Raw genomic sequence first — 24,573 nt, forward strand, 5'->3', positions numbered from 1 at the left:
GGCCACGACGTGGTGGTGTTCGAGAAGGCCGACCGCATCGGTGGGCTATTGCGCTATGGCATTCCTGACTTCAAGCTGGAGAAGTGGGTGATCGACCGGCGCCTTGCCCAACTCCAGGCCGAAGGTGTGCAATTCCGCCCCAACCATTACGTCGGTCCGGCGGATGGAGAGGTGAGGGGCACTTCCGTGACCACGGTCGATCCCCGCGAGCTGCTGCACGCTTTCGACGCGGTCGTGCTGGCGGGGGGGGCTGAGCAGCCCCGAGACTTGCCCATTCCGGGCCGTGAGCTCAAGGGCATCCATTTCGCCATGGAGTTTTTGCCGCTGCAAAATCGCCGTGTGGCTGGAGACCCGGACGTGCCCGAGCTGTGGGCCACGGACAAGCACGTGATCATCATCGGCGGCGGGGACACGGGCTCCGACTGCGTGGGTACGGCCAATCGGCACGGGGCCAAATCCATCACCCAGTTCGAGCTGTTGCCCATGCCCCCAGACGTGGAGCGCAATCCGGTGTGGCCCTACTGGCCAGTGCGGCTGCGTACTTCCACCTCCCATGAAGAGGGTTGCAAGCGGGAGTGGGCCGTGTCCACCCAGCGCTTTATCGGCGAGAACGGCCAGGTCAAGGCGCTGCAGGCGGTGCGGCTGCAATGGGAAAAAGACCCCGCCACCGGTCAGATGAAGATGACCGAGATCCCGGGTTCGGAGTTCGAGCTGCCCGCCGATCTGGTGCTGCTTGCCATGGGTTTCGTCGGTCCCGTGCAGAAAATCCTGGATAGTTTCGGCGTTGAGCGGGACGCTCGCGGCAACGCGAAGGCAGGCACCGAGGAACCGGGCGCGTACCGCACCTCTGTTCCCAAGGTCTTCGCCGCCGGCGACATGCGCCGCGGCCAATCGCTCATCGTGTGGGCCATCCGGGAAGGTCGCCAGTGCGCTCGGGCCGTGGATGAGTTTCTGATGGGCCACTCCGATCTGCCGCGATAACCGCGACAAATTTGCCCAAGCTCAAGAACGACACCCTGCTCAAGGCGCTGCTACGGGAGCCGACGCCCTACACCCCGATCTGGATCATGCGCCAGGCGGGGCGTTACCTTCCCGAATACAACCAGACCCGTCTGCGGGCAGGCAGCTTTCTCGCGTTGTGTCGCGATCCCGACCTGGCCACCGAGGTCACCTTACAGCCCTTGGCGCGCTTTCCTCTCGACGCGGCGATCCTCTTCTCCGACATCCTTACCATTCCCGACGCCATGGGGCTCGGCTTGTCTTTTCAGGAGGGGGAGGGGCCCCGGCTGGAGCGCCCCCTGCGCAACGAGTGGGAAGTCCGGGACCTGACCGTACCCGACCCCGAGGATCGTTTGGGCTACGTGCTCAAGGCGGTGGAACAAACCCGCAAAGCCCTCGACAACGAGGTGCCCTTGATCGGTTTTTCGGGCAGCCCTTTCACCCTCGCCTGTTACATGGTGGAGGGGGGAGGCAGCCAGGATTTCTTCCGCCTCAAGACCCTGCTGTACCGACGACCAGACTTATTGCATCAAATTCTCGCCAAGAATGCGGCTGCAGTGAGTGCTTACCTGCAAGCCCAGATTCGGCATGGTGTCCAGGCAGTCATGATCTTCGATACCTGGGGCGGGCTTCTCTCCCACGACGCCTTCCACGCGTTTTCCCTACCTTATCTACGCCAGGTCATCGCGGCCCTCCCCCGGGAATGGAACGGTCAACGGATACCGAGCATCGTGTTCACCAAGGGGGGCGGCCAATGGCTCGACAGCCTGGCGGACATCGGATGCGACGCCTTGGGCCTCGACTGGACCACGGACATCGGGGAGGCCCGCCAGCGGGTGGGCAACCGAGTGGCGCTGCAGGGCAATTTGGACCCGGCCGTTCTGTTCGGCGCGCCGTCGACCGTGCGGCAGGAAGTGAAGAGAATACTGGATCGCTACGGACCAGGGCCCGGGCACGTCTTCAATCTGGGACACGGCATCTCGCCCCAGACCCCCGTGGAAAGCGTGGCCGTGCTGGTAGAGAGCGTCCACGAGCTAAGCCGCCGCGACCATTGAGCCCGGCCCCCACAAGTTTCACGATCTCTCGATCGTGTTCCACGGTAAGTAGTTATTCACACGCTCTTCAAATAACGATTTTCCCACGCTGGACGGAGCCCACCGGGAATGAGCCGCCCGACTCAATGGGTCGAATTTCCTAGAAAATCGGCAGCTGCCCTGTCCTGGCACTGCGGTGACGGCGCTCGACCAAGACCGGCCACCCGGGCAGACGGTCGTTAAGATCCACAAAGTTATCCACAATCCCATCGCCTTGAAATCCCGACGGTGCCATGAGCGAGGGAAACGAGACCCGCGGCTTGACCATCGCCCGGGTCGCCCTGGACGTGCCGGTCGATACCCTGTTCGATTACCGCATCGAGGCCGGGCACCCGGTCGCCCCGGGTGACCGGGTGCGCGTGCCCCTGGGCCGTCGCACCGCGGTGGGCGTGGTCATGGAAATCGGCTCCGAGCCCGCGGTCTCGCGGGAGAAGCTTCGTCCACTCTTGGAAGTCCTGCAGGACGAGGTGCGGCTTGCCCCGGACATCCTCGCCCTCTTGCGCTTTTGCCACCGTTACTATCACCACCCGGTCGGCCAAGTGGTGGCCACCGCCCTGCCCGCCGCCGCACGCCGGGCGAAGCCCCTGCGCTTAGCGGACCCCCCGCGCTATTTTCCGACCCTGAAGCTCATGGCTGCCGGAGCCGAGGTTTTCCCCCCGCGTCAGGTGCTGGCCCGCCGTTTGGCGCGGCGGCTCTTGGACTTGGGCTGTCTGGAGGTCACGGAGGCGCGGCGTCTGTCTCCCCGGTGGCGCCCGGCCATGGCCCGCCTGCTGGCCCTGGGCTTCGTGGAGTGCCGATCCGAGCCCCCGAAGCCTCTCCAAACCGGAAACGGCGTCCCACTGCCCCCGCTCACGCCGGAACAGGAGGCGGCGGCGGACCAAATCCACAACCACCTGGACCAGTACCACACCTGGCTCCTGCATGGGATCACAGGGAGCGGGAAAACGCAGGTCTACCTGCACCTCATCGCCCAAGTGGTGGCCGGCGGCCGCCAGGCCTTGATGCTGGTGCCCGAAATCAACCTCACACCGCAACTGGAAGAAAGGGTGCGCTCCACCCTGCCCGGCGCCCGGGTGGTTACCCTCCACAGCGGCCTGCCCGAGATGGAGCGCACCCGGCACTGGCTGCTGGCCGCCACGGGTCAGGCCGACGTCGTCCTGGGCACACGGCTCGCCGTGTTCACGCCCCTGCCCCGCCTTGGCCTTCTGGTGGTGGACGAGGAGCACGACCCCTCGTTCAAGCAACAGGAGGGTCTGCGCTACTCGGCCCGGGACCTGGCGATCCTACGCGCCCACAGCCGCAACGTGCCAGTGGTGCTAGGCTCCGCCACCCCCTCTCTGGAAAGCTACGCGAATGCCCAGGCGGGCCGTTACCGGCGCTTGACCCTCACCCGCCGGGCCCACGCCGACGCCACCCTGCCCACGGTGCGCATCGTCGACGTGCGCGGTGCATCCGGCCCAGGCGATCTGCTTTCGGCACCCTTGCGGGAGGCGCTGGCCGAGCGCCTGGCGAGAGGCGAGCAGAGCCTCATCTATCTTAACCGTCGGGGCTTCGCCCCGGTGCTTTACTGCCGCGCCTGCAGTTGGACCTCCGAGTGCGGACGCTGTGCCGCCAAGCTGGTCTTGCACACGGCGGATCAGCGTTTGCGCTGCCACCACTGTGGCGCCGAAGCGGCGCCCCCGGCCCGCTGCCCACACTGCGGCAACGCCGATCTCTTACCCCTGGGTCACGGAACCCAGCGGCTCGAAGCAGCGCTACGGAGCGCCTTTCCCGGCATCCGGTTACTGCGGGTGGACCGGGATTCCACCCGCCGGCGCCATGCCTGGCCCGCCATGCGGCGTGCCATCCACGAAGGCGCTGTCGACGTGCTGGTGGGCACCCAGATGCTCGCCAAGGGCCACGACTTTTCCCGCCTCACGCTGGTGGGGATCGTGGATCCAGACGCGGCGCTTTACGCGGCGGATTTCCGCGCCTCGGAGCGACTCTTCGCCCAGCTCATGCAAGTGGCGGGACGTGCCGGCCGAGCAGACCGGGCAGGGGAAGTCATCCTACAGACCCGCTTCCCTGACCACCCCCTCTACAAGGCCTTGGCCGCCCACAGCTACGACGCCTTCGCCCAGGCGACCTTGGAGGAGCGCCGCCAGACCGGCTTCCCTCCCTATGCCCACCAAGCCCTGCTGCGGGCGGCCGCCCACCGCCTGGAGGCCTGCCTCGCCTTTCTCGGCGCCGCCGCCCAGGCCGCCGGAGATGCCGGGGAAGCTCAAAAGGGCGTGGCTGTGTTCGACCCGGTGCCCGCGGCGCTTCCCCGGCGCAAGGGACTGTTCCAGGCCCAGCTCCTCGTGCAATCCCAGAGCCGGGAAGCGCTGCAGCGCTTTCTCGCCGGCTGGACACCGCGGCTAGAGCACCTTGCCGCCCGCCGGGTGCGGTGGTCCCTGGACGTGGATCCCCTCGAGCTCTGAAAAACGCGCTCGCGGTCGGTTTCGCGCGGCCCTCGCGCCGACTATAATTTCGCCCTTTGATCATCTCCTCCATGCCCGCTGACACGCCCCCCGAGCTTCGCACCCATCTCGCCGAGCTGTTGCGCCGGGCGATCACCAAAGCCGGGCTGAGCGCCGGGAGCCTCACCCCGGAGCTGCAGCGGCCCAGGCATGCCCACCTGGGGGATTACGCCACCAACCTCGCCCTTCAGCTCGCCAAATCCCTCGGGCACAATCCCCGGGAGCTGGCAGCCCGCTTGGTGCAGGAGATTCCCCCATCGCCCCACGTAGAGAGAATCGAGGTTGCAGGGGGCGGCTTCATCAATTTCTTCCTCAAGCTCGCCGCCAAGCAGCAGGTAGTCGCCCGCGTGCTCGATCTGGGCTCCGACTACGGCCGCAGCCGGCTGGGAGCCGGGACGCGGGTGCAGGTGGAATTCGTCTCCGCCAATCCCACCGGACCCCTGCACGTGGGCCACGGCCGGGGCGCAGCCTACGGAGCGAGCCTCTCCAATCTGTTGCAAGCCGTGGGGTTCGAAGTCAGCCGGGAATACTACGTGAACGACGCGGGGCGGCAGATGGACATCCTCGCCCTGTCCACCTGGCTGCGCTATTTGGAGTTGTGCGGCGTAGCGCTGCCCTTCCCGGACAATGCCTACCGTGGCGATTACGTGCGCGCCATGGCGCAACGGCTCTTCGAGCACCATGGCGCCCGATTCGCCACCGGAGGCGAGGCCCTCTACACAGGAGTCACCCCCGCCGGAGACGATCCGGAACAGCGCTTGGATGCCCTCATCGCCAACGCCAAGCGTCTGTTAGGACCCGACTACGAGCTGATCCACCGCTTCGCCCTCACCGAGCAGTTGAACGACATCCGCACCGACCTCCAGGAGTTCGGCGTCGAATTCGACTGTTGGTTTTCAGAGCGCTCGCTACTGGAATCCGGCGGCGTCGAGCGGGCGTTGAGGCTTCTGAACAGCCGCGGCTTTCTCTACCGTCGGGACGGCGCCCTGTGGTTTGCCGCCACCCGCTTCGGCGACGAGAAGGACCGGGTGGTGCAGCGGGAAAACGGGCAGTACACCTATTTCGCTTCCGACATCGCCTATCATCTCAACAAGTTCGAACGGGGCTTCCAGCGGGTGATCGACGTCTGGGGCGCTGATCATCACGGCTACGTGCCCCGGGTCAAGGGCGCCCTGCAAGCCCTAGGGCTGGACCCCGAGCGGCTCCACATCGCCCTGGTACAGTTCGCCGTGCTCTACCGTGGCGGGCAAAAGGTTTCCATGTCCACCCGCGCCGGGGAGTTCGTCACCCTGCGGGAGCTGCGACGGGAGGTGGGCAACGACGCTGCCCGCTTCTTCTATGTGCTGCGCAAAAGCGACCAGCACCTGGACTTCGACCTGGATCTGGCCAAGTCGGAGAGCGCGGAAAACCCGGTCTATTACGTGCAATACGCCCACGCCCGCGTCTGCAGCGTGCTCGCCCAATGGGGTGGAGACCCGGGGGCGCTCCTCAGTGCCGATCTCTCGCCCCTGACCTTGCCCCAGGAAGCCGCGCTGCTCGCCCGGCTCATGGACTATCCCGTGGTGGTGGAGAACGCGGCCATGGAGCTGGCGCCGCACGCGCTCGCCTTCTTTCTCCGGGACCTGGCCGGGGAGTTCCACAGCTATTACAACGCTACACCCTTTCTCGTGCCGCAGGAGACGGTGAGGCTCGCCCGGCTCGCCCTGATCACGGCCGTGCGGCAGGTGATCCGCAACGGCCTCACTCTCCTAGGCGTGAGTGCCCCCGATAAAATGTGAGCGCGCCATGACCCGCGACTACAAACACGTGCGCTCCCGCGGCGTGCGCCGCGGCAGCGGCCTGCTACTGGGCATCGTGATCGGGCTCGTGCTGGGGCTCGCCGTGGCCCTAGCGGTGGCCTGGTACCTGAGCCGGGGTCCCAGCCCCTTCGTTGCTGGCACCAAACCCAGCGAGACGAATCCGCCGCCCTCGGCCGTGCGCGGGCTGCCCCAGCAATCCGCACCAAGCGAAAACGCTCCCAAGGCGGAGGCCCGGCCGCGCTTCGAGTTCTATAAGATCCTCCCGGGCAAGGAGGAGGCGGTGACGCCCCAGGAGCTCGAGCAGCGCTCCGCCGCCCGGCCAACCCAGGAGGTCTACTATCTCCAGGCGGGCGCTTTTCAGAACGCCCAGGACGCGGATAACCTGAAGGCGAAGCTTGCCTTGACAGGACTGGAGGCGAGTGTCCAGACCGCCGCCATACCGGATCGGGGAACTTGGCACCGGGTCCGGGTGGGGCCTTATCGCAAGGTGGAAGAAGTGAACCGGGCCCAGGCGATCCTGAAACAACAAGGCATCGAGGCGGTCCTAATCAGGGTCAACGAAAGCGCCACCCCGTGAACCCGAGCAAGGAGACAGCATGCGCTCAGCCCACAGGCTCGCTCTCGGCATTCTCGCGGCCTTGACGGTCGCCGCGACCGCCCGTGCGGAGATCGTGGCCGGCCGCGACTACCTGGTGTTGAACCCGGTCCAGCCCACCGCCACCGAAGGCAAGGTGGAGGTGATCGAGTTCTTCTGGTATGGCTGCCCCCATTGCTACGAGCTGCACCCTTACCTCAAGCAATGGCTCAAGCACAAGCCCCGAGACGTGGAATTCCGTTACGTGCCGGCCGTGGCCCGGGAGAGCTGGGTGCCTGGGGCCAAGCTTTTCTACGCGCTGGAAGCCCTGGGCGAGCTGGATAGACTCAACGACCGGGTGTACGACGCCATCCACCTGGAGCAAGTAGACCTGAACGATGAGCGTGTATTGCTTGACTGGGTCGCCAAGCAGGGACTGGACCGCCAGAAATTCCTCGACGCCTATCATTCCTTCGCGGTGCAGGCCAAGGTGGCCAAAGCCCGGCAGATGGCCCGGGACTATCGGCTCCGCGGCGTGCCCACCCTGGTGGTAGACGGCAAATATCTCACCTCCGGCACCCAGGCAGGGTCGCTGCAGGGTGCCGTAGCTGTAATGGATGAACTGGTGAAAAAGGCGCGCGAAGAGCGCGCACGAAACCGCTGAAGGGAAATTGCGGAGGGCCTGCGGCACCCGCGCTCGTCACGATCGGCGGCTGCGGTGCCAGCGGGGCGGCGCTCCCCAGCCCTGGGGTGTCTGAGCGCCAAGCTGCTGAGGGGAGCGCGGGCGGCCACCGGGCAGCGTCACCACGTCCATCCGAAGGCAGTTCCCGACTCGCTGCCCTTTCTTCTCACACACTGGCGCGGCCGCCCGGCATCGCGTGGCGGGGATCGACGCGGGCCGGCCGGGGGCTCGCCTTTCCAGGCGACTGGCCAACGTCGGGCCACCGTGGCCCGGATTCTGACAGTGATGCCGCAGGCATGGGAGGACACCCTGCTCGCTCGGGCCACACGCAAGCCCCGGAGCCGCCGGGGCGGAGGGCGAAGCTTATGGGTTTCCGCGTTTACTAAAGGCGGCGATGTCCAGCGGAGCGGCGGCCGGGCGGGCCTCCCCTTCCGGGGGAAGCGCAGAGTTCGACCCCAACTTCTTTTCATCGCGGCCGCCCGCCGTGCCCGCCGCTGACTCGACCGCCAGCCGTCCCACGTCGCCGCTGAGCTCGCCGCCCTCCTCGACGGACAGGGCGCCATAGCGGATCTTTCCCGAGACCTTGCCGCTCGCATAAATCACCAGTCGCCGCCGCGCGGTGAGTTCGCCTTCGAAGCGCCCGCGGATTTCCGCCACATCGATTCCCGCGGTGCCGCAGAACACGCCCTCTTCCGCAATCTGGATCACACGGCTGTTCATAGACGCTTCTACCCGACCTTCCACCACCAGGGTTTCGCAGTCGGTGATTTCGGCTCCCTTGAGCTTGATGTTGGGACCCACGATCAAGCGCGCACCGCCTTCGTCCGTTTTGCGTTCGAGCGCCCCGCTCGTGGGCGTCTCGTGGGAAGGCGGGGCCACCTCCCCGGCCGTTGCCCGCTGGGCGGGCGACGAGCCGCCGTCGTAGTCCTGCCGCAATTGACCGGCGCCGCGCTCCTGTCCAAAACGACGCTGGCGAGTCAGCATTCCGTCCTTGTTGAACATGGGTCCTCCTCTTATGGCTGAGGCGCAAAGCTTGCACCGCAAAAAAACGCGCATGCTTTCGCAATTCGCGTGCCATGCCCAAAAACGCTTTGCATGCAGGAACCTGCCGAGGGGCCCCGAGCGAGAGCGTGTCACCCCAAGACGACGCCTGCCGCCCGGCTGCGGCCTTAATCGCCTGTTTTGAAGGCCTTCTACCCCTGTCTCCGATTCCCGACAGGCGAAGGAGGGGACGAAGTTTCACGCAGGGCTGCCGAGTCGGCGGGCGAGCTCGTCGAGGATCTCGTCGTAGATGGGGCGGGAATAGGCGTTTAATCCCGCCACGATCCCCTGCACGTCCATCACTGAAGGTACCCGGATTCCCCGGTACTCCACCGGAGCGCCGATCCTGAGCACTTGGACGCCGAGCCGGGAAAAGTGATCGGCCAGGCGCGGCTCGCTCAACAGAAACAACTTCTCGATGCCTTTCAGGTGAGCGATCGCCACGACCCCCAGGTAGAGCCCTACCAGGATATAGGGAAAGCGGGGACGAGGCGCCACGCCGAAATCCTCGGGTGAAAGGGGCACGGGCTGCAGCGCCTCCCCTCGCCGCCGCCGATAGGCAGAGGCGACGGCCAGCCGGGAGGCCTCGGCGATCCTGCGCCGATCGAGCCGCGCCGGATCGATCACCGTGCGGTCTAGGGTGGCCGCGCAGGCGCGCTCGAAGGGCAAAGGGTAGAGGGCGTCGTCGGGGGGGGTGGTGACCAGCCGAGCGCAGCCGATGAATTCACCCGTCGGCAAATAGCGCAGGAGCAGATGGGTGGAAAAGGCGTCGTACTCGTCGGACTCCCGGCCGTCGGGGCGGATCGGCTCAAACGCGAGATCCTCGCAATAGACCTGGTGGCGGAGCCGATAAACCTGGTCCTTGAGCTCGTCGTCCAGGGCGGGAACGAGCTCGAAGCGCTTGCGGAAACCTTCCCGCGTCTCCGTGTACCCGGCGCTGGCCAATTGCATTACCCTCCCCGCCATCGTTTCCGGCCGGCGCTTGCGCGGCACGCCGGAGGAGTCTCGACCGACCCGGAACAAGCGATGCGCTACTCCTATTGTAGGAAATCGGTTCTCGGGCGCTTCGGCACCGCCCGCTTGGGGGTCTATCGAAACCTGCGCCCCCTTGGCCGCGGCGGCCAAGGTTCCAAGGATCATGGGCGGGTCAGCAGTGTCCGCAGATATTGCACTGGAATAGCATAGGTGACGCCACTCGGGTTGCTGAGGGCCGCTTCCTTGGTGCCCTTGACGAACACCAGGTTGATGACCCCCACCACCTCCCCAGTGTTGATGTCGTAAAGAGGGCTACCGCTGTTGCCCGGGTACGCAGTGGCGTCCAGCTGGTACACGGGATAGGGACCCCGGGCGAGCCGCTGCACCACCTTGGGATCGAGCTGCTGGTCGTTGGCGCTGGGGATGGCGATGGGGGTAATGGCCGACACCATCGCCCGATGGGTGACCGGGATCAGTCCCAGCACCTCTCCCATCGGGAATCCGGTCAACAGAAAAGCCTCCCCAACACGCGTCCCGTCGGAGGCCTTTAGACGTAGCGCCGGCAAGGGAGCCCCATCGATCTTCAGCAAAGCGAGATCATGTTCGGGATCGGAGGCGACCTGACGGGCCCGCCGCACCTCGATCCGCCCGTCGGCATGCCGCCAAGCGACCACCAGCATCTCCAGCTTCGTCGAGTCCAGCGTCAGCGGAACCACGTGGACATTGGTCGCGACCAGCGTGCCGTCGCCCACGGCAAAGCCCGTGCCGCGGAAGCCAAAGGCCGGGCTGCGGGTGCGCATGAAGGTGCCCACCGCCACCACCGAAGCGCTCACGGTTTCGATGGTTTTGGGGTTGTCGGCCCAGGCGGCCGGGCCCGCGGAAATCGTCACCAGCAGGCTCATCAGACCCACAAGCCCGACAAGCCCTTTTGCGCGCCGGATCCGATCACCGGGCGTCGCCGGTTTCTTTGCGATTTCGATCGCTATAAAGTTCTTGTTCCATCCGGAGGTCATCTCGGAGCCTTTAGAGCGTAGATCTGTTTGTTCAACTTGCCACCCGGTTCGAGAGCACCTGGCCTTGGGTGGTGGGAGAACCCAACCGCTCCAGGTACCAGGACAAGGCTTCCCGCAAGCCCGCCAGCACGCTATGGGTCGGCTCGTAGCCCAGTAGCGTCCGTGCCTGGGCGATATCGGCCAGGGAGTGGCGGATGTCCCCGGGGCGGAAATCCCGATACTCGGCCTGCAGGGAGGCGAGGGCCGGAAGGCGCTCCGCCAGCAAGGAGCGCAGCGTGGAAAAGAGGGCGTTCAGGGAGATGCACTCTCCCACGGCCACGTTGTACACCCGATTCAAGGCTTCGGGCTTGCGCGTGGTGGCGGCCAGCAGATTCGCCTGCACCGCGTTGGCGATATAGCAGAAATCCCGGGTCGTCTCCCCGTCCCCGTAGATGATGACCGGCCGGCGTGCCAGCATCTCGCCGATCCAGCGCGGGATCACGGCGGCATAGGGACCGTCGGGATCCTGGCGGGGGCCGAACACATTGAAATAGCGCAAGCCCACCGTCTCGACCCCGTAGCAGCGGGAAAAGACCTCGGCATAGAGCTCGTTGGCGTGCTTGCTCGCCGCGTAGGGAGAAAGGGGACGACCGATGCGGTCCTCGGACTTGGGCAACCGAGGATCGTCCCCGTAGACGGAACTGGAAGAAGCGTAGATGAAGCGTCTCACCCCCGCTTCCTTGGCGGCGAGCAGCAGGTTGAAGAACCCGTCCACGTTGGTCCCGTGGGTGGAGGCGGGATCCTCCACCGATCGCGGTACCGAGCCCAAGGCCGCTTGGTGCAAGACCACGTCGATTTCCCGCAGCGCGTGCCGACAGGCGACTGGATCCCGGATGTCTGCCTCGATGAAGCGGAAGCGCTCCCAAGCAGCTTCACCCACCGCCGCCCGCACGTCTTCCAGGTTGGCCCGGTGCCCGGTGGTGAAGTTGTCCAATCCGACCACCGTCTGGCCGTAGCGCAAAAGGGTTTCCGTGAGATGGGAACCGATGAACCCGGCGCAGCCCGTCACCAGCCAGCGCTGGGGCGCTCGGCGCAGCCGCTCCTCCATGATCGCTCGAGCCGACATCCCCTTTGCCTCACAGGCGCCAGAGGCGAATGCCGCGAGCGCTGAACGCCGCGGGATCCACCTGGCCTTTCACGTCCACAAACACGCCGTGGGGCAAAAGCTTGTCCATGAAATCGTCCACCGAGCGCTCCTTGAACGGGCGGTGGGCCACCGCGGCCACGATGGCGGCGGAGCGAGGCAAGGCCTCCCAGGGTTTGAGCTCCACGCCGTACTCCCGCAGAGCATCTTCCCGATCCGCCACCGGATCGTGGACGTGTACCGTGACCCCGTAGGACTCAAGCTCCCGTACCACGTCGATCACCCGAGAGTTGCGCAGATCGGGAACGTTTTCCTTGAAAGTGAGGCCGAGGACTGTCACGTCGCAACCCTTCACCGAGAAGCCGTTGCCGATCATGGCCTTGATAGTCTGTTCGGCCACGAACTTGCCCATGCCGTCGTTGATCCGCCGCCCGGCCAGGATGACTTGGGGATGATAGCCCAGCATCTCCGCCTTGTAGGTGAGGTAGTAGGGGTCCACCCCGATGCAGTGTCCCCCCACCAGGCCGGGCCGAAAAGGCAGGAAATTCCACTTGGTACCCGCCGCCTCCAGCACCTCCAGCGTGTCGATGCCGATGCGGTTGAAGATGATGGCCAGCTCGTTCATGAGGGCGATGTTCAAGTCCCGCTGGGTGTTCTCGATGACCTTGGCCGCTTCCGCCACCTTGATGCTGCTCACCCGGTGCACGCCTGCGCTGACCACGCTGCCATAGATTCGCGCCACCCGCTCCAGGGTCTCTGGCGTGTCGCCCGCCACCACCTTGACGATGCGGGTCAAGGTGTGCTCCTTGTCCCCTGGGTTGATGCGCTCTGGGGAATAGCCGACGAAGAAATCCCGCTTCCAGCGCAGCCCCGAGGCCCGCTCCAGCCTGGGGATGCACACCTCTTCCGTGGCGCCCGGATAGACGGTGGATTCGTACACCACGGTAGCGCCCCGCTTCAAGTAGCGACCCACCGTGTCGCTGGCGGACAGGAGAGATCCGAAGTCTGGCTGGTGGGCTTCGTTGACCGGCGTGGGAACGGCGACGATCACAAAATCTGCCGCTTTGAGAGCCGACGGATCCGTGGTGCAGGTCAAGCCGTCAGCGGCCTTGAGGTCCTCGGCACTCACTTCCCCCGTGGGATCGATCCCGCGGCGGTAAGCGTCGACTTTTTCTTGAGACAGATCGAAGCCGATGGTCCGGTACTTCTTGCCGAACTCCACGGCCAGGGGCAAGCCCACGTAGCCCAAGCCCACGACGGCGATGGTATCCATGGCGACTCTTTCTTCTCCCGAAGCGATTAAACCCATCCGCGCAAGCGCACGGCTCAGAGCCTCTTCAGCAATTCCGCCGCCTCCTTCCCGAAGGAAGAGGCGGCATCATTCTGGGCGATCGTCTCCAGCTGCCTGCGCGCTTCTTCTTTCTTTCCGGCCTTGAGCAGGGCCTTGGCGTAATGCAGCCGGATCTCCGTGTAATCCGGGTCCAGGTCCACGGCTCGCGCGAGCAGCTGCACGCCCCGCTCCACCTGCCCTTTTTCCACCAGGATCCAGCCCAGGGTATCCAGCACCGCGGGACTGGTGGGCGCGAGCGCATAGGCGCGCTCGGCGTATTCGAGCGCCTTAACATCGTTCACCTTCGATGCGGCAAAGGCCAGGTTGTTGAGGACCACGGGATTGTTCGGTTGTTTTTCGAGGATTGCCTGGTAGCGCCGCACCGCTTCCTGATAAGCGCCGCCTTTGAGGTCCACCTCTGCCAGATAGGCAGGTACGACCAGGTCGTCGGGATGATCTCGAATCCACTGCGCCGCCAGGGCGTTTGCTTCGCTCTCCCGCTTCGCCCGCACGAGGACACTGTGCAGGCGAGCAATCAAGTAGGGATTCGGGCTCTGGCGCAGCCCTTTGCGGTAGGCTTCCTCGGCCGCCTTCAGGTTGCCCTGGAGCAGGAACACGTCCCCTTCCATGAGATAGCCGATTGCCTCGGTGGGGCGCGCCTTCTGCATGGCCCGCGCCTCGTTCACACCGTCCTGGAAGCGCCCCTGGCGCACGTAGTAGGTGATGATCTCCCGCTGAGCGGCAGTGAACCCGGGGTCCAGCTCGAGGGCCTTGCGCAAGGCTCGCAGCATGCCGGCTTCGTCCCCCGCGGCGCGGTGGGCTGCCGCCAGCCGTACCTGGACGCTGGCCGCCTGGGGCCGCATCTGGGCGAGCCGGCTGAAGGTGCTCAAGGCCTGCTGAACGTCGCCCGCGGCGAGCTGAGCGGTGCCCAGGGCCTGCACGATCCGGGCGTCGTTGGGGAAGGCCGCCTGAGCGTCCTGGGCGGCAACCAGGGCCGCCTTGGGCTGGTTGGCGCGCAACAGGAAATCGATCAAGGCAAGCCGGGCAGCCACCGAAGTGGGATTAGCGCTCACCGCTTTCTTGAGCGTCCGTTCCACCTCTGAATCGGCGGCCCCGGTGGCGCGTAGGATCGCCGCCAACCCGAGGAGCGCCTTTTCGTTGTTGGGTTCTTTGGCGAGTACCGCCTGGTAGCGCCCCCGGGCCGCGTCCGCCTTGCCCTCCCGCAGATCCAGCATGGCCAGGTTGCGCACGGCGGGCAGGAAGGTCGGATTGAGCTGCAAGGCGCGCTCGAAGCTCTTGCGGGCGCTCGCTGAATCTCCCTTGGCCATATAGACCGCACCCTTGGTATTGTGGCTGACCGGGTTGTCGGGCTGTTTTCGCTCCAGAGCATTGGCCGCGGCAAGGGCCTGGTCTAGCTGATTGCGCGCCACGTGGATCATCACCAGTCCCAGGTCGGCCCGATAGCCCGCGGCGTCCATGGCGGCCGCGGCCTGCAGCTCCTGAAGCGCCTCGTCGGTCTCGCCGGCACGCAGATGCAAGGCGCCGAGACGGGTGCGCAGCGCCGCATTGTCCTTGTCCAGGGCCGCGGCTTTCTCGTAGTACTCTGCCGCCTTGGCCAGCTCGCCCTGGGCGAGATGGACCTCGCCCGCCAGTGCCAGAACCCGCGGGTCCGGGGGTTGCTGGGTGAGCAGGGGTTGCAACAGCTCCTGGGCCCGATCGGCCTCGCCGGTGGCCAGGTAGACGGCCGCTAGCAGTTGCCTCGCCCCGGGGTGCTGGGGGGCTTGGTTGAGGGCCTGGCGCAGATGTTGCTCGGCCTGGGCATAGGCCTTGAGCCGATACTCCAGCGCCCCCGCCAGAATCCGCGCCGGTACGTGGTCAGGCGAGGACTTGAGCATGTTCAGGGCAAGATCTCGGGCCCCGGCCACATCGCCCTGCTCTGCGGTGATGAGCGCCTTGTAGTAAAGGGTGCTGGGGTGTTTGGGCCCGATTCGCTCAAGCTCCGCTACCTGCTCTGCGGCCCGTTTCAACTCCCCGCGCCGCAGCAACAGTTCCACCAGGGCGGCACGGATGGCCACGTTGCGAGGCTCAGCGGCAAGGGCCTTTTCGTACGCCTGCACGCCCGCCTCCAGCTCGCCCTGGCTCGCGGCGAGCGCCCCTTTGAGCGCTAGCGCTTCCACATGGGCAGGCTCTCGGGCGAGGATCTCTTCCGTGAGCTTAGTTGCCTGGGCGAGGTCTCGTTCCAGCACCGCCACCCGGGCCACGCCCAGCTTGGCATCGGCCAGATCCGGCTGCAGGGAGAGGGCGGCTAAAAAGGAGTCCTTGGCCTCCCGGGGGCGTCCGCTCATGAGCTGGGCCTGTCCCACCACGGCCCTCAGCTGGGCGTTCGCATGCGGCTCCGCGAGGGTCAAGCCTGCGAGCTGCTCGATCGCCTTGCGCGCCTCGCCCTGGGCGAGCAGGGCGCGCCCGAGCGCGGGATAGACTGCTTCCGGCGCATAGCCCAGGTCGAGGGCCTTGCGCAGCTCGATCTCGGCGGCGGCAGCATCTCCACTCCTGAGCAGAGCAATCCCCAGGAGATAGCGAGCTTCCTTGTGGTCGGGGGCCTGCTGCAGGACGTTCTTGAGCTGGATGATGGCGGCCGCAAGGTCCTGCTGGTTCAGGTAGGAGCGCGCCGATTGGATCAGCGCCTCGGGAGAATCACCCTTGCAGCCCGTCGCCAAGAAGACGCAAAGGCTCAGCACGGCGAGGCGCCCTGCCGCTTTCATTCGCTGGTTCATGGTCCCATTCCGAAAAATTAGTTGAGCTCCCACCGCCCTACCTAAGGCCGAAGCGCTGCATGAGGTCGTAAAGAGTGGGGCGGCTTACCCCCAGGAGCTGGGCCGCTTTGCTCAAGTTACCGTTGACCCGTCCCAGCACCCGCACCACCGCGTCTCGCTCAGCCCGCTCCCGCACCTGCCGCAGGTTGAACATGTCCTCGCTCTCTTCCACGGGCGCAAGCCCGAAGTCCGCCGCCCGCAGGGCGGGCGCATCGGCCATGATTACTGCCCGTTTGACGCAGTTTTCCAGCTCCCGCACGTTGCCAGGCCAGGAATGCGCCTCGATGGCGTCGATCGCCTCCGGGAGGATGGTGAGGCCGCCGCGCCGCAGCTCCTCGGCGAATTTGCGCACGAAGGCGTGGGCGAGCAGGCTTGCATCTCCTTTGCGCTTGCGCAAGGGCGGCACTTCCACGACGATTTCCGCCAGGCGGAAGTACAGATCCTCCCGGAACGCTCCCCGGGCAATCAGCGCCTTCAGGTCCTGATGGGTTGCACAGACGATGCGCACATCCACCGGGATCTCCTCCCGGCCGCCAATGCGCTCGATCACCCGCTCCTGCAGGAAACGCAGCAACTTCGCCTGCAGCGCCTGAGGAAGGTCGCCGATCTCGTCGAGAAACAGGGTGCCTCTGTGGGCCGTCTCGATCTTACCGATGCTCTGGCGGGTCGCGCCCGTGAAGGCGCCTTTCTCATAGCCGAACAGCTCGCTCTCGAGGAGCGTTTCGGGAATGGCCGCGCAGTTGATCGCCACGAAGCGCTGGCTGCGGCGGGGGGAAAGGTCGTGCAGCCCCCGCGCCAAAAGCTCCTTGCCGGTGCCGGACTCGCCCTGGATCAACACCGTGGCGGAGGTTGCCGCCACCTTTTCGATGGTGCGGCAGATCCTTTGCATCTCGGGGTCGCGGGTCAGCAGCCCCGCCAGGGAGCTCGCCGCCTCCCGCGCCTGAAGCCGGCGGTTTTCTTGCTGTAGCTCGTACAGGCGAAACGCCCGTTCGATGGTGAGCCCTAGGATTTCGGGCTCGAAGGGCTTGGCGTAAAAGTCATAAGCCCCCAGGGCGATGCACTTCAAAGCGTTGGCCCGATCGTGCTGCCCAGTCAGCACGATCACCTTGGTGTCCGGCGCAACGGAAAGTATCTCCCCCAGCAGCCTCAACCCTTCGGAGACGTCATCCGGCGCGGGTGGTAGCCCCAAGTCCATCACAGCGACCGCCGGCTCGTGGCGGCGAAGCTGGCCGATGGCGCTGTCCCGATCGCCCGCCAGTACGACTTCGTACTGATCGAACGCCCAGCGCATCTGCTTAGCGAGGGCCGGGTCGTCTTCCACGATGAGCAAAGGCCTGCGCTTCTCGTTCATGCGACTTCTCGTTTTTCCCCCTCGAGCGGCTGCCGCTGCGGCTGAGGCAACAGCATGCGCATGCGCGTGCCTTCCCCTGGGCGACTGTCCACCAGGAGCTTGCCCCCCAGCTCGGCCACGTACTGGGCGCTTTCATACGCCCCGATGCCGGTGCCGGAGGGCTTCGTGGTACGAAATGGCTTGAACAGCTCGTCCCGTACGAATTCGGGTGTCATACCCCTGCCATTGTCCGTGACTTCTACTACCGCCTGGTTGCCGTCGCCATAGATCTTGATCTCCACTCGCCCGGCCTCGTCCGTTGCCTCCAGCGCGTTTTGCACCAGATGCCCGATCACCCGCTCCAGGCGCTCGGGATGCCCTAGGGCCTGCACGCCGCGCTGGGCCTCCCAGGCAACGTGCCGCCCCTGGGCGGCCTTCGCTTCCGCCACCCGCTGAGCGAGTGCCGCCAGATCCACCGGACGGGGATGGTCCAGGGGCTGGGTGCCGGCCCGCAGCTGTAACAGCAGACCGTTCATGCGTTCCACCACGTTGCGGATGGTGGCCAGCATGTCCTGCTGGAACTCGGGATTTCCCTGGTGTCGTTCCGCATTCTTGAGCATTAGCGAAAGCTGTGCCACTAAATTTTTCAGGTCGTGCACCACGAAGGCCGACATGCGGTTGAAGGCCTCGAACTTGCGCGATTCCAGCAATGCCTCCAGGGCACGGGCGTGGCCGATAAACCCGGCCACCTGCCGGGCTGCCGTTTTGAGCAGGTCCCGCACCTCCCAATTGATCTCCACCTTGACCCGCGCCGTGGCGAGGATCACGAAACCGATCAGCCGTTCCAGGTGCGGCAGCGGAACGATCAGCCAGGCGTTGGGCAGGCGCGTGAGCCATTCGGGAAGCTGTAGATCCGGGTAGCGTTCGGGGTGGGTCCGGAACTCATGCAAGTCCACCACCCAACCGGTTTTTTCCAGGAACTTGGCGAGCGCTCCCTCGGCCACCTCCGCTTCGCTCACCTCCCGCAGGTTCCAGCGGCCCGCTTGGACGTAATAGCCTCGGTCGTCCGCGAGCCAGACCGCGCCGGCCGGGCTCTCCACCAGGTCGGCGAGGGCCATGACGCAGCGCTCGTGCATGCTCGCCCCTTCTCCGGCCCCCGAAAGGAGCCGGGTGATTCTCAACCATTCCTGGCGATAATCGTAGCGATAGGAGAAAAAGTGCTTGTTGATGAAAACCCGGACCTGGGAGCGAAAGGTACCCGAGGAAAAGACGAGCCCGAGCAGCAGCAGGGCGGCGAACAGGAAGCCAACCTGGAGGGTCTTGCCCCAGGTGCCGCCAAAATAGCGCACGTAATAGCCGGCCGCGGCGATGGCGAGCAAATAAAGGCCGGCAGCTAGGACCGCGGTGGAGTGAAATACCACGTCCCGGGAAAAGGCGATGTCGATGGTCCATTCCCGGCTGCGGGCCGTGGACAGGGCGACGAAGGGAATGACCATGGCCTGCACCACGCCCCGCGCGCTCCACAAGTCGGGATCCAGAGGACGCAGAAACAGCAGGGCGTCGGCGTACACGTACAGTTCGAACGCAAAGGCCCCGCCCAACCCAATGCACAGGGGCGCCACATGCCAGCGGGAACCCTTGGGCGCCCGGCGGTAGAGCTGCTCCACGATGGCGAGCCCCAGCACCGAGACGGCCAGGGGGCCGCCGTGGGTAACCAGGGCCTGAGGCACTTCCAGATGCAGCGCGGGCAGGGCCGGCGCAAGCCAGGGAATGGCTAGAAAAACCAGCGCGAGAAGAAGCGGCCAGGCGCCGACCAAACGGTCGCGGCCCAGCCCCTTCTGGTGCAACAAGGAAAGCAGGAAAGCAAGCCACGCCAGCAGACGCAGGGCGTCCAAGCCCTGGTACGCGAATCCGGCCATGGGGCTTGCGGACAAGACCACCGCCAGCCCACTGCCTGCCCAACCGGCGCTCAGTATGACGGCGGCAAGCAGTAGGGCGGCATTGCGCCCCCCCCGCCATCCGAACCACAGTTGCAGGGCGAAGAGCGTGAAGGCAGCCAGGGCGGCGGCGTAGCTCCAGAAGGCTGGCTCCGCGATCATCTCCCAGCCCATTGCGCCCGAGCCGTCAGCCATGGGATCCCTTTGTTCGGCAGCACCGCAAAGTGCCCGACGGGTATGCCAGGTTCATGGCATGGGAAAGTTGCACCCGCGGCGCCTCCCGGCGCAAATGCAAGAAAACGACCATGGGTTCGTCCTGGCGGATGCGGCGCTCCAAGGCAAGATCTCGAATAAGCATACCAATGATCCCGGGCTGCGTCAGGTTCGCCTCGCCTGCGCCTTCCAGCGGCTGGAGGGCCTGATGCGCCAAGCACGATGGGAAGAAGCCCTCAGAAGAAGGGGCGCCCCAGCGGCCGACAGGGGGTTGGAAAGACCCGTGCGCCCCTCCCCTCTGCCCATCGGGGGGAGAAGGGTTTTGCAACGACGGGCGACTTGCCCGAGGAGAGGAAGGGAAAGCCCCCAGTCCGCTAAAAAATCCAGACCGGAAGGGTGGGAGGCGGGAAAGCACCGTATCTGGTCTTCCGCGAACCGAAACCCTCTCCCGCGCTCTGCCGTGCGCCCGAGACCTTCCGTAGGCCCTTTGGGCTAGCGCGCGCCCTCTCCCAGAAGAACGACCCGGACCGTCTCGAATAGGATCACGAGATCAAGCAGCAAGGAGTGGTTTTTCACGTAATAAAGATCGAACTGTAACTTCTTGCGGGCATCCTGCACGGAACTGCCGTAGCAATAGCGGACCTGGGCCCAGCCGGTGATGCCTGGTTTGACGCTGTGCCGCACGCCATAGAAGGGGATTTTCTCCGTGAGCTCGGCCATGAAATAGGGCCGCTCGGGCCTCGGGCCCACGAAGCTCATGTCCCCCTTCAAGACGTTGATGAGCTGGGGCAATTCGTCGATGCGGGTCCTGCGGATGAAACGCCCCACCCGGGTCACCCGGTCGTCCTTCTCCGCCGCCCAGCGGGGCTTGCCGTCCGCCTCGGCGTCCTGGCGCATGCTGCGGAATTTGAGCAGGTTGAACGTCCTGCCCCCCGCCCCCACTCGCTCCTGCTTGAAAACGACCGGCCGCCCGCTCTCCAGGAAAATGGCGATGGCCGCAAGCACCATGACGGGAGCCGCCACGACAAGGAGCAGCCCCGCCGCGGATAGGTCGAAGGCCCGTTTCATCACGGTGCGGGCCACACCCTGCCGGAAACCATCACCATAGATGAGCCAGCTTGCCTTCAGGGATTCGATGGGCACCTCCCCATTCAGCCGTTCGAAGAAGGCGGGCAGGTCGTTCACCCGAACACCCCGCAAGCGGCAATCGAGGAGTTGCCGCAGGGGCAAGACACCGCCCCGCCGCTCCCGAGCTGCCACGATCACCTCGTGCACGTTGAGCTGCCGCACCAGCTCCGGCAAAAGGGGTGCATCGGCGATGATTTTCTTTTGGGGCACCACCGTCTGGGTGCCATCGTTGAGTGGGTAGAAACCCACCACCTCCATCGCTGCGGGCGCAAGAGAAGCGAGCGCTCGCTCCACGTTGAGGGCATCGGGCCCGGCGCCGAGCACCAGGATACGGTGGGTGAAAAACCGTGCGCGGTGGTCCTCGGGCATCGCCCAGCGTAGCAGCACCACTGCGCCGAGCCCGAACAGCATGGCGTAGCCCAGAGCGCTCTGGTACAGCTCCGACTGGGGAAAGAGATAGAACGCGGCGTAGGCCACCGGCCAGCCCACCACCAGCATCAAGACCACGCGGCCACCCAACACCCGGATTCGATTGCCCGTTCGGGTCTGCCGGTACAGCCCTAGCGAGCCGTTGATGGCCACCATGAGACCAGCGAAGAAGAAGCCAGCGGAAAGCATCCTGGCCCCGGTGGCTTCCCCTCCGTGGGCCGCCAACGCCACCGCCGCCACCATGGCGATAAAAAAGAATCCTGCCTCTATCGCCAGCGCGAAACAGCTCGCCAGCGCCACCCGATAACTGAAGAATCGGAGCATGGCCCACCACCCCGTCGGTTGCCTTTTTGTTTCTCTTCTTTAATTGCTTGCCGCTCGCTCTTAAGTCGGTCTTTTCAAACCGTTTGTATCCTCTGGCGTCGGGACGGCTTGCCCGAGTGTGAAGCCGTTAGAGGATTCCCCCTTACGGAACGAGGACACATGGATTCACCGGGAGGAATTGGGAGCCGCCCGGCCATTTCCGGGCGAAGGTGTGTTGTTTACACGCTTTTTTTTTGCCGATTGGTTAGAACGGCTCTGCTTCATCCCGAAATCACATCATAGACCGGGCCGTACGTCAGTAAAGTGGAGGTTGTGTTAAGTTTTGTTATCCAGCGCCAAAGCGGCGCTGCGCAAAGGATCGATCGTCTCTTCATATGAGTTTTCGATGATAGCTGCAAGAGGTTTCGCAAGCGAGAAAATTTCTCCGGCCACGGCCACCGGATGGGAACGCGTACGATGGAGATCTTCTTTTATGCCAAGAAAATACTAGCGCTCCTGGTGCTTCCGCCTACCGGACCTTTGCTTCTCGCCGGCGGAGGGCTCGCGTTGTTGGGGCGCCGGCCGCGCTTGGGAAAGGCGCTGGCCTGGAGCGGTGTGCTCGCGCTCTTCGCGTTGTCCCTGCCGGCAGTCTCCTGGGGCTTGGGGCTGCTCCTGCAGGACGCCCCCGCCCTCGATCTGCGCCGGGCGCAGCAGGCCCAGGCCGTGATCATCCTCGGTGGAGGCATCCGGCAGGCGGTGGAGTACGGCGGTGACACCTTGAACGCCTTGAGCTTAGAGCGGATCCGGTATGGCGCGCAGATCGCCCGCTCCACCGGCCTGCCCGTGCTGGTCTCCGGAGGGGCCACCCATCGGGGGCGCCCGGAGGCGGAGCTCATGAAAGCGGCGCTGGAAGAGGAGTACCGCGTCCCGGTCCGCTGGGTCGAAGCCCGGTCCCGCAACACCCACGAGAATGCGCGCTTCTCGGCCGCCCTGCTCCGCCCAGCAAACATCCACCGGGCTGTTCTGGTGGCCCACGGCTTCGACATGCGTCGGGCCCGGGCCGAGTTCGAAGCGGCGGGCATCGAGGTGATTCCCGCCCCCACGGGCCTACCCGCCTGGCGCGGGGATACCGTGTTTGATTGGCTTCCCAGCATGGGCGCGCTACGGGAAAGCTACTTCGCTTCGTACGAGCTCTTGGCCAATATTGCCCGACGTCTGGGATTCAATCGATGAAAAGAGTAGTTAAAAGACAAAATCCCTACAGGAAGGCATAAGATGGGGCAATGATTGTTCGCCCTGATGTCGGTTTTTCTTACATCTTGCTGATGCTTTCAACTTAGTTTCATTCATCAATGGCTTGAAAATGTCTTGATGACAGAAACAACCCATCTCCCCTCGGGCGAATTCCATGAAATGCATTTCACTTTCAATGAGGGGATAAGAAAGTGTCGATCCGATTTACGGAATCATTGCGTTCGGCTTTCAATAAGCAAGTATTACGTGAGAAATCAATTCTCTATTATCTCTGGCCCGGTACGTGCTTTTAATGTCAAAAACCAACTTGGGGGATAAAGAAGATGAACACCATGATGGAAAGAGCCCTGCAATCAGGGCTGGTGGCGATGGCGCTGGCTGTTTTCGGCCTTGCGCCGGGATCCGTACAGGCGGCCGCCTGTACGGTGAATACCTTTTTCAACCCGAATCCCTTCCTCACGGATGCCACGAGCTGCGGCTTGGGCACGCCTAGCAACGATAGCGCGAGTGCAGTGAATTCGATCGCGCCGGGGGGCTTCTCCGACTGGAGTCTTATCGACAAAGAAGGAGATGAGAGCTTGCCTTCCACCGCCTTGGTCTTCGAGCCCGTGGGGGGTAGCCAAGGCAATTGGTACATCGATCTGGCGGGAGTACCGTTCAACCAGCTTCTGATCGTCTTGAAGGACGGAGGCACGGGAGACGAAGTGCCCAACCCGAGTCCGCCGCCCCCCTCCCTCGGTGAGATTCAGTGGGTGTGGTTCATCCTCGACATGAGCGCCAATTCCTGTGTTGGGTTTACAGGACTGGTCACGCCCACGATTCCTTCCGGGGCGGACCTGTGCGGCACCTGGTCCATGTGGGGCAACAAGAGAGGTGAGTTGAGAAACATCTCCCACATGTCCCTCTACGGCCGGGAGGGCACCCCTCCCCAGGAAACACCCGAGCCCGGCACGCTTTTCCTTCTGGGTTCCGCCCTTCTGGGACTGGCCGCAGCGCGCCATCTCGCCCGGCGCCGCATCCCTTGAAGCTTTTGCCACGATAACAATAAAGCGGAAAGCCCGCCTGATCAGCGGGCTTTCCGCTTTTCATGCCCCCGCTTTTCCCTCGTTTTACTGCCGTTGGACGGTAATCGAAGCACTGCCCACGTTGCCGGCAGGATCCTCCGCCCGCGCGGTCAACGTGGATGGGGAGGACGTATTGGCCGACCGGCCCTTGCCCTTACCCTTCGCCTTGCCTGTGCCGGTATCCCAAGCGTAGCTCAGGGTGGAGCCATAAGCCACGGCCACTTCCTTGCCATCGATCACAAGGGAGAGCTTGGCGACTTTTTTGTCGTCGGTGGCGCTCACGCTCACATTCACCGTGCCGCTCACCGTCGCTCCGTCGGCGGGGCTGGAGAAACTCACACGGGGAGCCACGGTATCGTTAGCCACGGTGACCGAGACGCGGGTGGAGCTCGCCGCATTACCGCTCCCGTCCACCGCCTTCGCCTGGAGGGAGATCTCCCCGTCAGGCAGGGCGGACGTATCCCAAGCGAACCGGTAGGGTGCCGTCGTCTCGGTCCCCACCAGACGGTCCCCGGCATAAAGCTCCACCCGGGCAACGCCTCCGTTGTCGCTAGCGCTCACGTCCACCGGCACCAGGCCGCTCACTTTACCGCCGGTGGGCGACGTGATGGCAACGCTCGGCGGCTGGGTATCGTTGGCGACCCGCGCCTGGGCGGCTGAGACGGCAGCAGCCGCGTCCACCCGACCATATCCATAATAAAGGTCGTAGCCCGCTGATCCGCGATCGACGGCCGTCTCGAAAAGGGTCCGGTCCAGGCTGGCCGGATCCAGACGGGGGTTGGCCGCCATCATGAGGGCATAGACGCCGGCCGTCACAGGGCTTGAGGCTGAAGTCCCAGAGAACCCCCCGTAGCCGCCCCCTCGCGTCGTGGTGTAAATGCTCACACCGGGCGCTGCCACGTCGATGTGCTTGCCCCAACTGGACCAGGACGTCCGGTTGTCCGAGCCGTCGGTCGCCGCGACCGCCGTGATGG

At 65.0% G+C, this 24,573-nt stretch carries 18 protein-coding genes; 8 read left to right on the plus strand and 10 right to left on the minus strand.

Annotated elements, in window-relative coordinates:
• The 6 genes from V7Q81_RS06110 to V7Q81_RS06135 form a co-directional block, all read left to right on the plus strand.
• Nucleotides 1-981: glutamate synthase subunit beta (locus V7Q81_RS06110; protein ID WP_333841044.1), on the plus strand; the 981-nt coding region annotated here is incomplete at its 5' end.
• Between the two features lie 11 nt (nt 982-992).
• Nucleotides 993-2,054, plus strand: coding sequence for a uroporphyrinogen decarboxylase (gene hemE / locus V7Q81_RS06115; RefSeq protein ID WP_333841045.1), 1,062 nt, complete (start codon nt 993-995; stop codon nt 2,052-2,054).
• A 272-nt stretch (nt 2,055-2,326) separates the two neighbouring features.
• Nucleotides 2,327-4,552: a primosomal protein N' gene (locus V7Q81_RS06120; protein ID WP_333841046.1), complete on the plus strand. Its 2,226-nt coding sequence runs from the start codon at nt 2,327-2,329 to the stop codon at nt 4,550-4,552.
• A gap of 71 nt (nt 4,553-4,623) precedes the next feature.
• Complete coding sequence (gene argS / locus V7Q81_RS06125; protein WP_333841047.1) at nt 4,624-6,369, plus strand: arginine--tRNA ligase; 1,746 nt, start codon at nt 4,624-4,626, stop codon at nt 6,367-6,369.
• Between the two features lie 7 nt (nt 6,370-6,376).
• Nucleotides 6,377-6,967, plus strand: a complete 591-nt coding sequence (locus V7Q81_RS06130; protein WP_333841048.1) for an SPOR domain-containing protein — start codon at nt 6,377-6,379, stop codon at nt 6,965-6,967.
• A 19-nt stretch (nt 6,968-6,986) separates the two neighbouring features.
• On the plus strand, nt 6,987-7,628 hold the full coding sequence (locus V7Q81_RS06135; RefSeq protein ID WP_333841049.1) for a thiol:disulfide interchange protein DsbA/DsbL: 642 nt from the start codon (nt 6,987-6,989) through the stop codon (nt 7,626-7,628).
• A gap of 381 nt (nt 7,629-8,009) precedes the next feature.
• Here the strand turns inward: V7Q81_RS06135 and V7Q81_RS06140 are convergent, their stop codons facing one another.
• The 9 genes from V7Q81_RS06140 to V7Q81_RS06180 all read right to left on the minus strand — a co-directional run bounded on the left by V7Q81_RS06140 (nt 8,010) and on the right by V7Q81_RS06180 (nt 21,302).
• Nucleotides 8,010-8,648, minus strand: a complete 639-nt coding sequence (locus tag V7Q81_RS06140; RefSeq protein ID WP_333841050.1) for a bactofilin family protein — start codon at nt 8,646-8,648, stop codon at nt 8,010-8,012.
• Between the two features lie 237 nt (nt 8,649-8,885).
• Nucleotides 8,886-9,638, minus strand: a complete 753-nt coding sequence (locus tag V7Q81_RS06145) for a PEP-CTERM/exosortase system-associated acyltransferase (protein WP_333841051.1) — start codon at nt 9,636-9,638, stop codon at nt 8,886-8,888.
• Between the two features lie 185 nt (nt 9,639-9,823).
• Nucleotides 9,824-10,552, minus strand: coding sequence for a S1 family peptidase (locus V7Q81_RS06150; RefSeq protein ID WP_333841052.1), 729 nt, complete (start codon nt 10,550-10,552; stop codon nt 9,824-9,826).
• 154 nt (nt 10,553-10,706) lie between these two features.
• Nucleotides 10,707-11,780 (minus strand): SDR family oxidoreductase, encoded by a 1,074-nt coding sequence (locus V7Q81_RS06155; RefSeq protein ID WP_333841053.1) that lies wholly within the window; start codon nt 11,778-11,780, stop codon nt 10,707-10,709.
• Between the two features lie 10 nt (nt 11,781-11,790).
• Entirely contained in the window at nt 11,791-13,071 is a 1,281-nt protein-coding gene (locus tag V7Q81_RS06160; protein WP_333841054.1) for a nucleotide sugar dehydrogenase, read from the minus strand.
• 53 nt (nt 13,072-13,124) lie between these two features.
• The gene (gene prsT, locus V7Q81_RS06165; RefSeq protein WP_333841055.1) at nt 13,125-15,902 is read right to left on the minus strand and encodes an XrtA/PEP-CTERM system TPR-repeat protein PrsT; all 2,778 of its coding nucleotides are present in this window, start codon (nt 15,900-15,902) and stop codon (nt 13,125-13,127) included.
• Nucleotides 15,903-15,939: 37 nt separating this feature from the next.
• On the minus strand, nt 15,940-17,292 hold the full coding sequence (prsR, locus tag V7Q81_RS06170) for a PEP-CTERM-box response regulator transcription factor (protein ID WP_333841056.1): 1,353 nt from the start codon (nt 17,290-17,292) through the stop codon (nt 15,940-15,942).
• Nucleotides 17,289-19,403 carry an XrtA/PEP-CTERM system histidine kinase PrsK gene (gene prsK, locus V7Q81_RS06175; protein WP_333841057.1) on the minus strand — a complete coding sequence of 705 codons (2,115 nt, stop codon included), beginning with the start codon at nt 19,401-19,403 and terminating at the stop codon, nt 17,289-17,291. The genes prsR and prsK overlap by 4 nt, the downstream gene beginning before the upstream one ends.
• 510 nt (nt 19,404-19,913) lie before the next feature.
• Nucleotides 19,914-21,302 (minus strand): TIGR03013 family XrtA/PEP-CTERM system glycosyltransferase, encoded by a 1,389-nt coding sequence (locus V7Q81_RS06180; RefSeq protein ID WP_333841058.1) that lies wholly within the window; start codon nt 21,300-21,302, stop codon nt 19,914-19,916.
• 456 nt (nt 21,303-21,758) lie between these two features.
• On the opposite strand from V7Q81_RS06180, the gene V7Q81_RS06185 reads away from it, so the two are divergent.
• Nucleotides 21,759-22,514, plus strand: a complete 756-nt coding sequence (locus tag V7Q81_RS06185; RefSeq protein WP_333841059.1) for a YdcF family protein — start codon at nt 21,759-21,761, stop codon at nt 22,512-22,514.
• Between the two features lie 344 nt (nt 22,515-22,858).
• Entirely contained in the window at nt 22,859-23,560 is a 702-nt protein-coding gene (locus V7Q81_RS06190; RefSeq protein WP_333841060.1) for a PEP-CTERM sorting domain-containing protein, read from the plus strand.
• 84 nt (nt 23,561-23,644) lie between these two features.
• On the opposite strand, the gene V7Q81_RS06195 is transcribed toward V7Q81_RS06190, so the two are convergent.
• The coding region (locus V7Q81_RS06195) for an Ig-like domain-containing protein (protein WP_333841061.1) at nt 23,645-24,573 on the minus strand (929 nt) is incomplete at its 5' end.

Origin of the sequence: Pelomicrobium sp. (genome assembly GCF_036803785.1) — a bacterium.
Lineage (GTDB): Bacteria > Pseudomonadota > Gammaproteobacteria > Burkholderiales > UBA6910 > Pelomicrobium.

Excerpts from the sequence above, each read along its gene's own strand:
- V7Q81_RS06155 (WP_333841053.1), bottom strand. The coding sequence starts at position 11,780 with ATGTCGGCTCGAGCGATCATGGAGGAGCGGCTGCGCCGAGCGCCCCAG.
- V7Q81_RS06180 (WP_333841058.1), bottom strand. The coding sequence starts at position 21,302 with ATGCTCCGATTCTTCAGTTATCGGGTGGCGCTGGCGAGCTGTTTCGCG.
- prsT (WP_333841055.1), bottom strand. The coding sequence starts at position 15,902 with ATGAACCAGCGAATGAAAGCGGCAGGGCGCCTCGCCGTGCTGAGCCTT.
- V7Q81_RS06135 (WP_333841049.1), top strand. The coding sequence starts at position 6,987 with ATGCGCTCAGCCCACAGGCTCGCTCTCGGCATTCTCGCGGCCTTGACG.
- V7Q81_RS06160 (WP_333841054.1), bottom strand. The coding sequence starts at position 13,071 with ATGGATACCATCGCCGTCGTGGGCTTGGGCTACGTGGGCTTGCCCCTG.
- V7Q81_RS06145 (WP_333841051.1), bottom strand. The coding sequence starts at position 9,638 with ATGCAATTGGCCAGCGCCGGGTACACGGAGACGCGGGAAGGTTTCCGC.
- V7Q81_RS06130 (WP_333841048.1), top strand. The coding sequence starts at position 6,377 with ATGACCCGCGACTACAAACACGTGCGCTCCCGCGGCGTGCGCCGCGGC.
- prsK (WP_333841057.1), bottom strand. The coding sequence starts at position 19,403 with ATGGCTGACGGCTCGGGCGCAATGGGCTGGGAGATGATCGCGGAGCCA.
- argS (WP_333841047.1), top strand. The coding sequence starts at position 4,624 with ATGCCCGCTGACACGCCCCCCGAGCTTCGCACCCATCTCGCCGAGCTG.
- V7Q81_RS06190 (WP_333841060.1), top strand. The coding sequence starts at position 22,859 with ATGAACACCATGATGGAAAGAGCCCTGCAATCAGGGCTGGTGGCGATG.
- V7Q81_RS06140 (WP_333841050.1), bottom strand. The coding sequence starts at position 8,648 with ATGTTCAACAAGGACGGAATGCTGACTCGCCAGCGTCGTTTTGGACAG.
- prsR (WP_333841056.1), bottom strand. The coding sequence starts at position 17,292 with ATGAACGAGAAGCGCAGGCCTTTGCTCATCGTGGAAGACGACCCGGCC.
- V7Q81_RS06185 (WP_333841059.1), top strand. The coding sequence starts at position 21,759 with ATGGAGATCTTCTTTTATGCCAAGAAAATACTAGCGCTCCTGGTGCTT.
- V7Q81_RS06120 (WP_333841046.1), top strand. The coding sequence starts at position 2,327 with ATGAGCGAGGGAAACGAGACCCGCGGCTTGACCATCGCCCGGGTCGCC.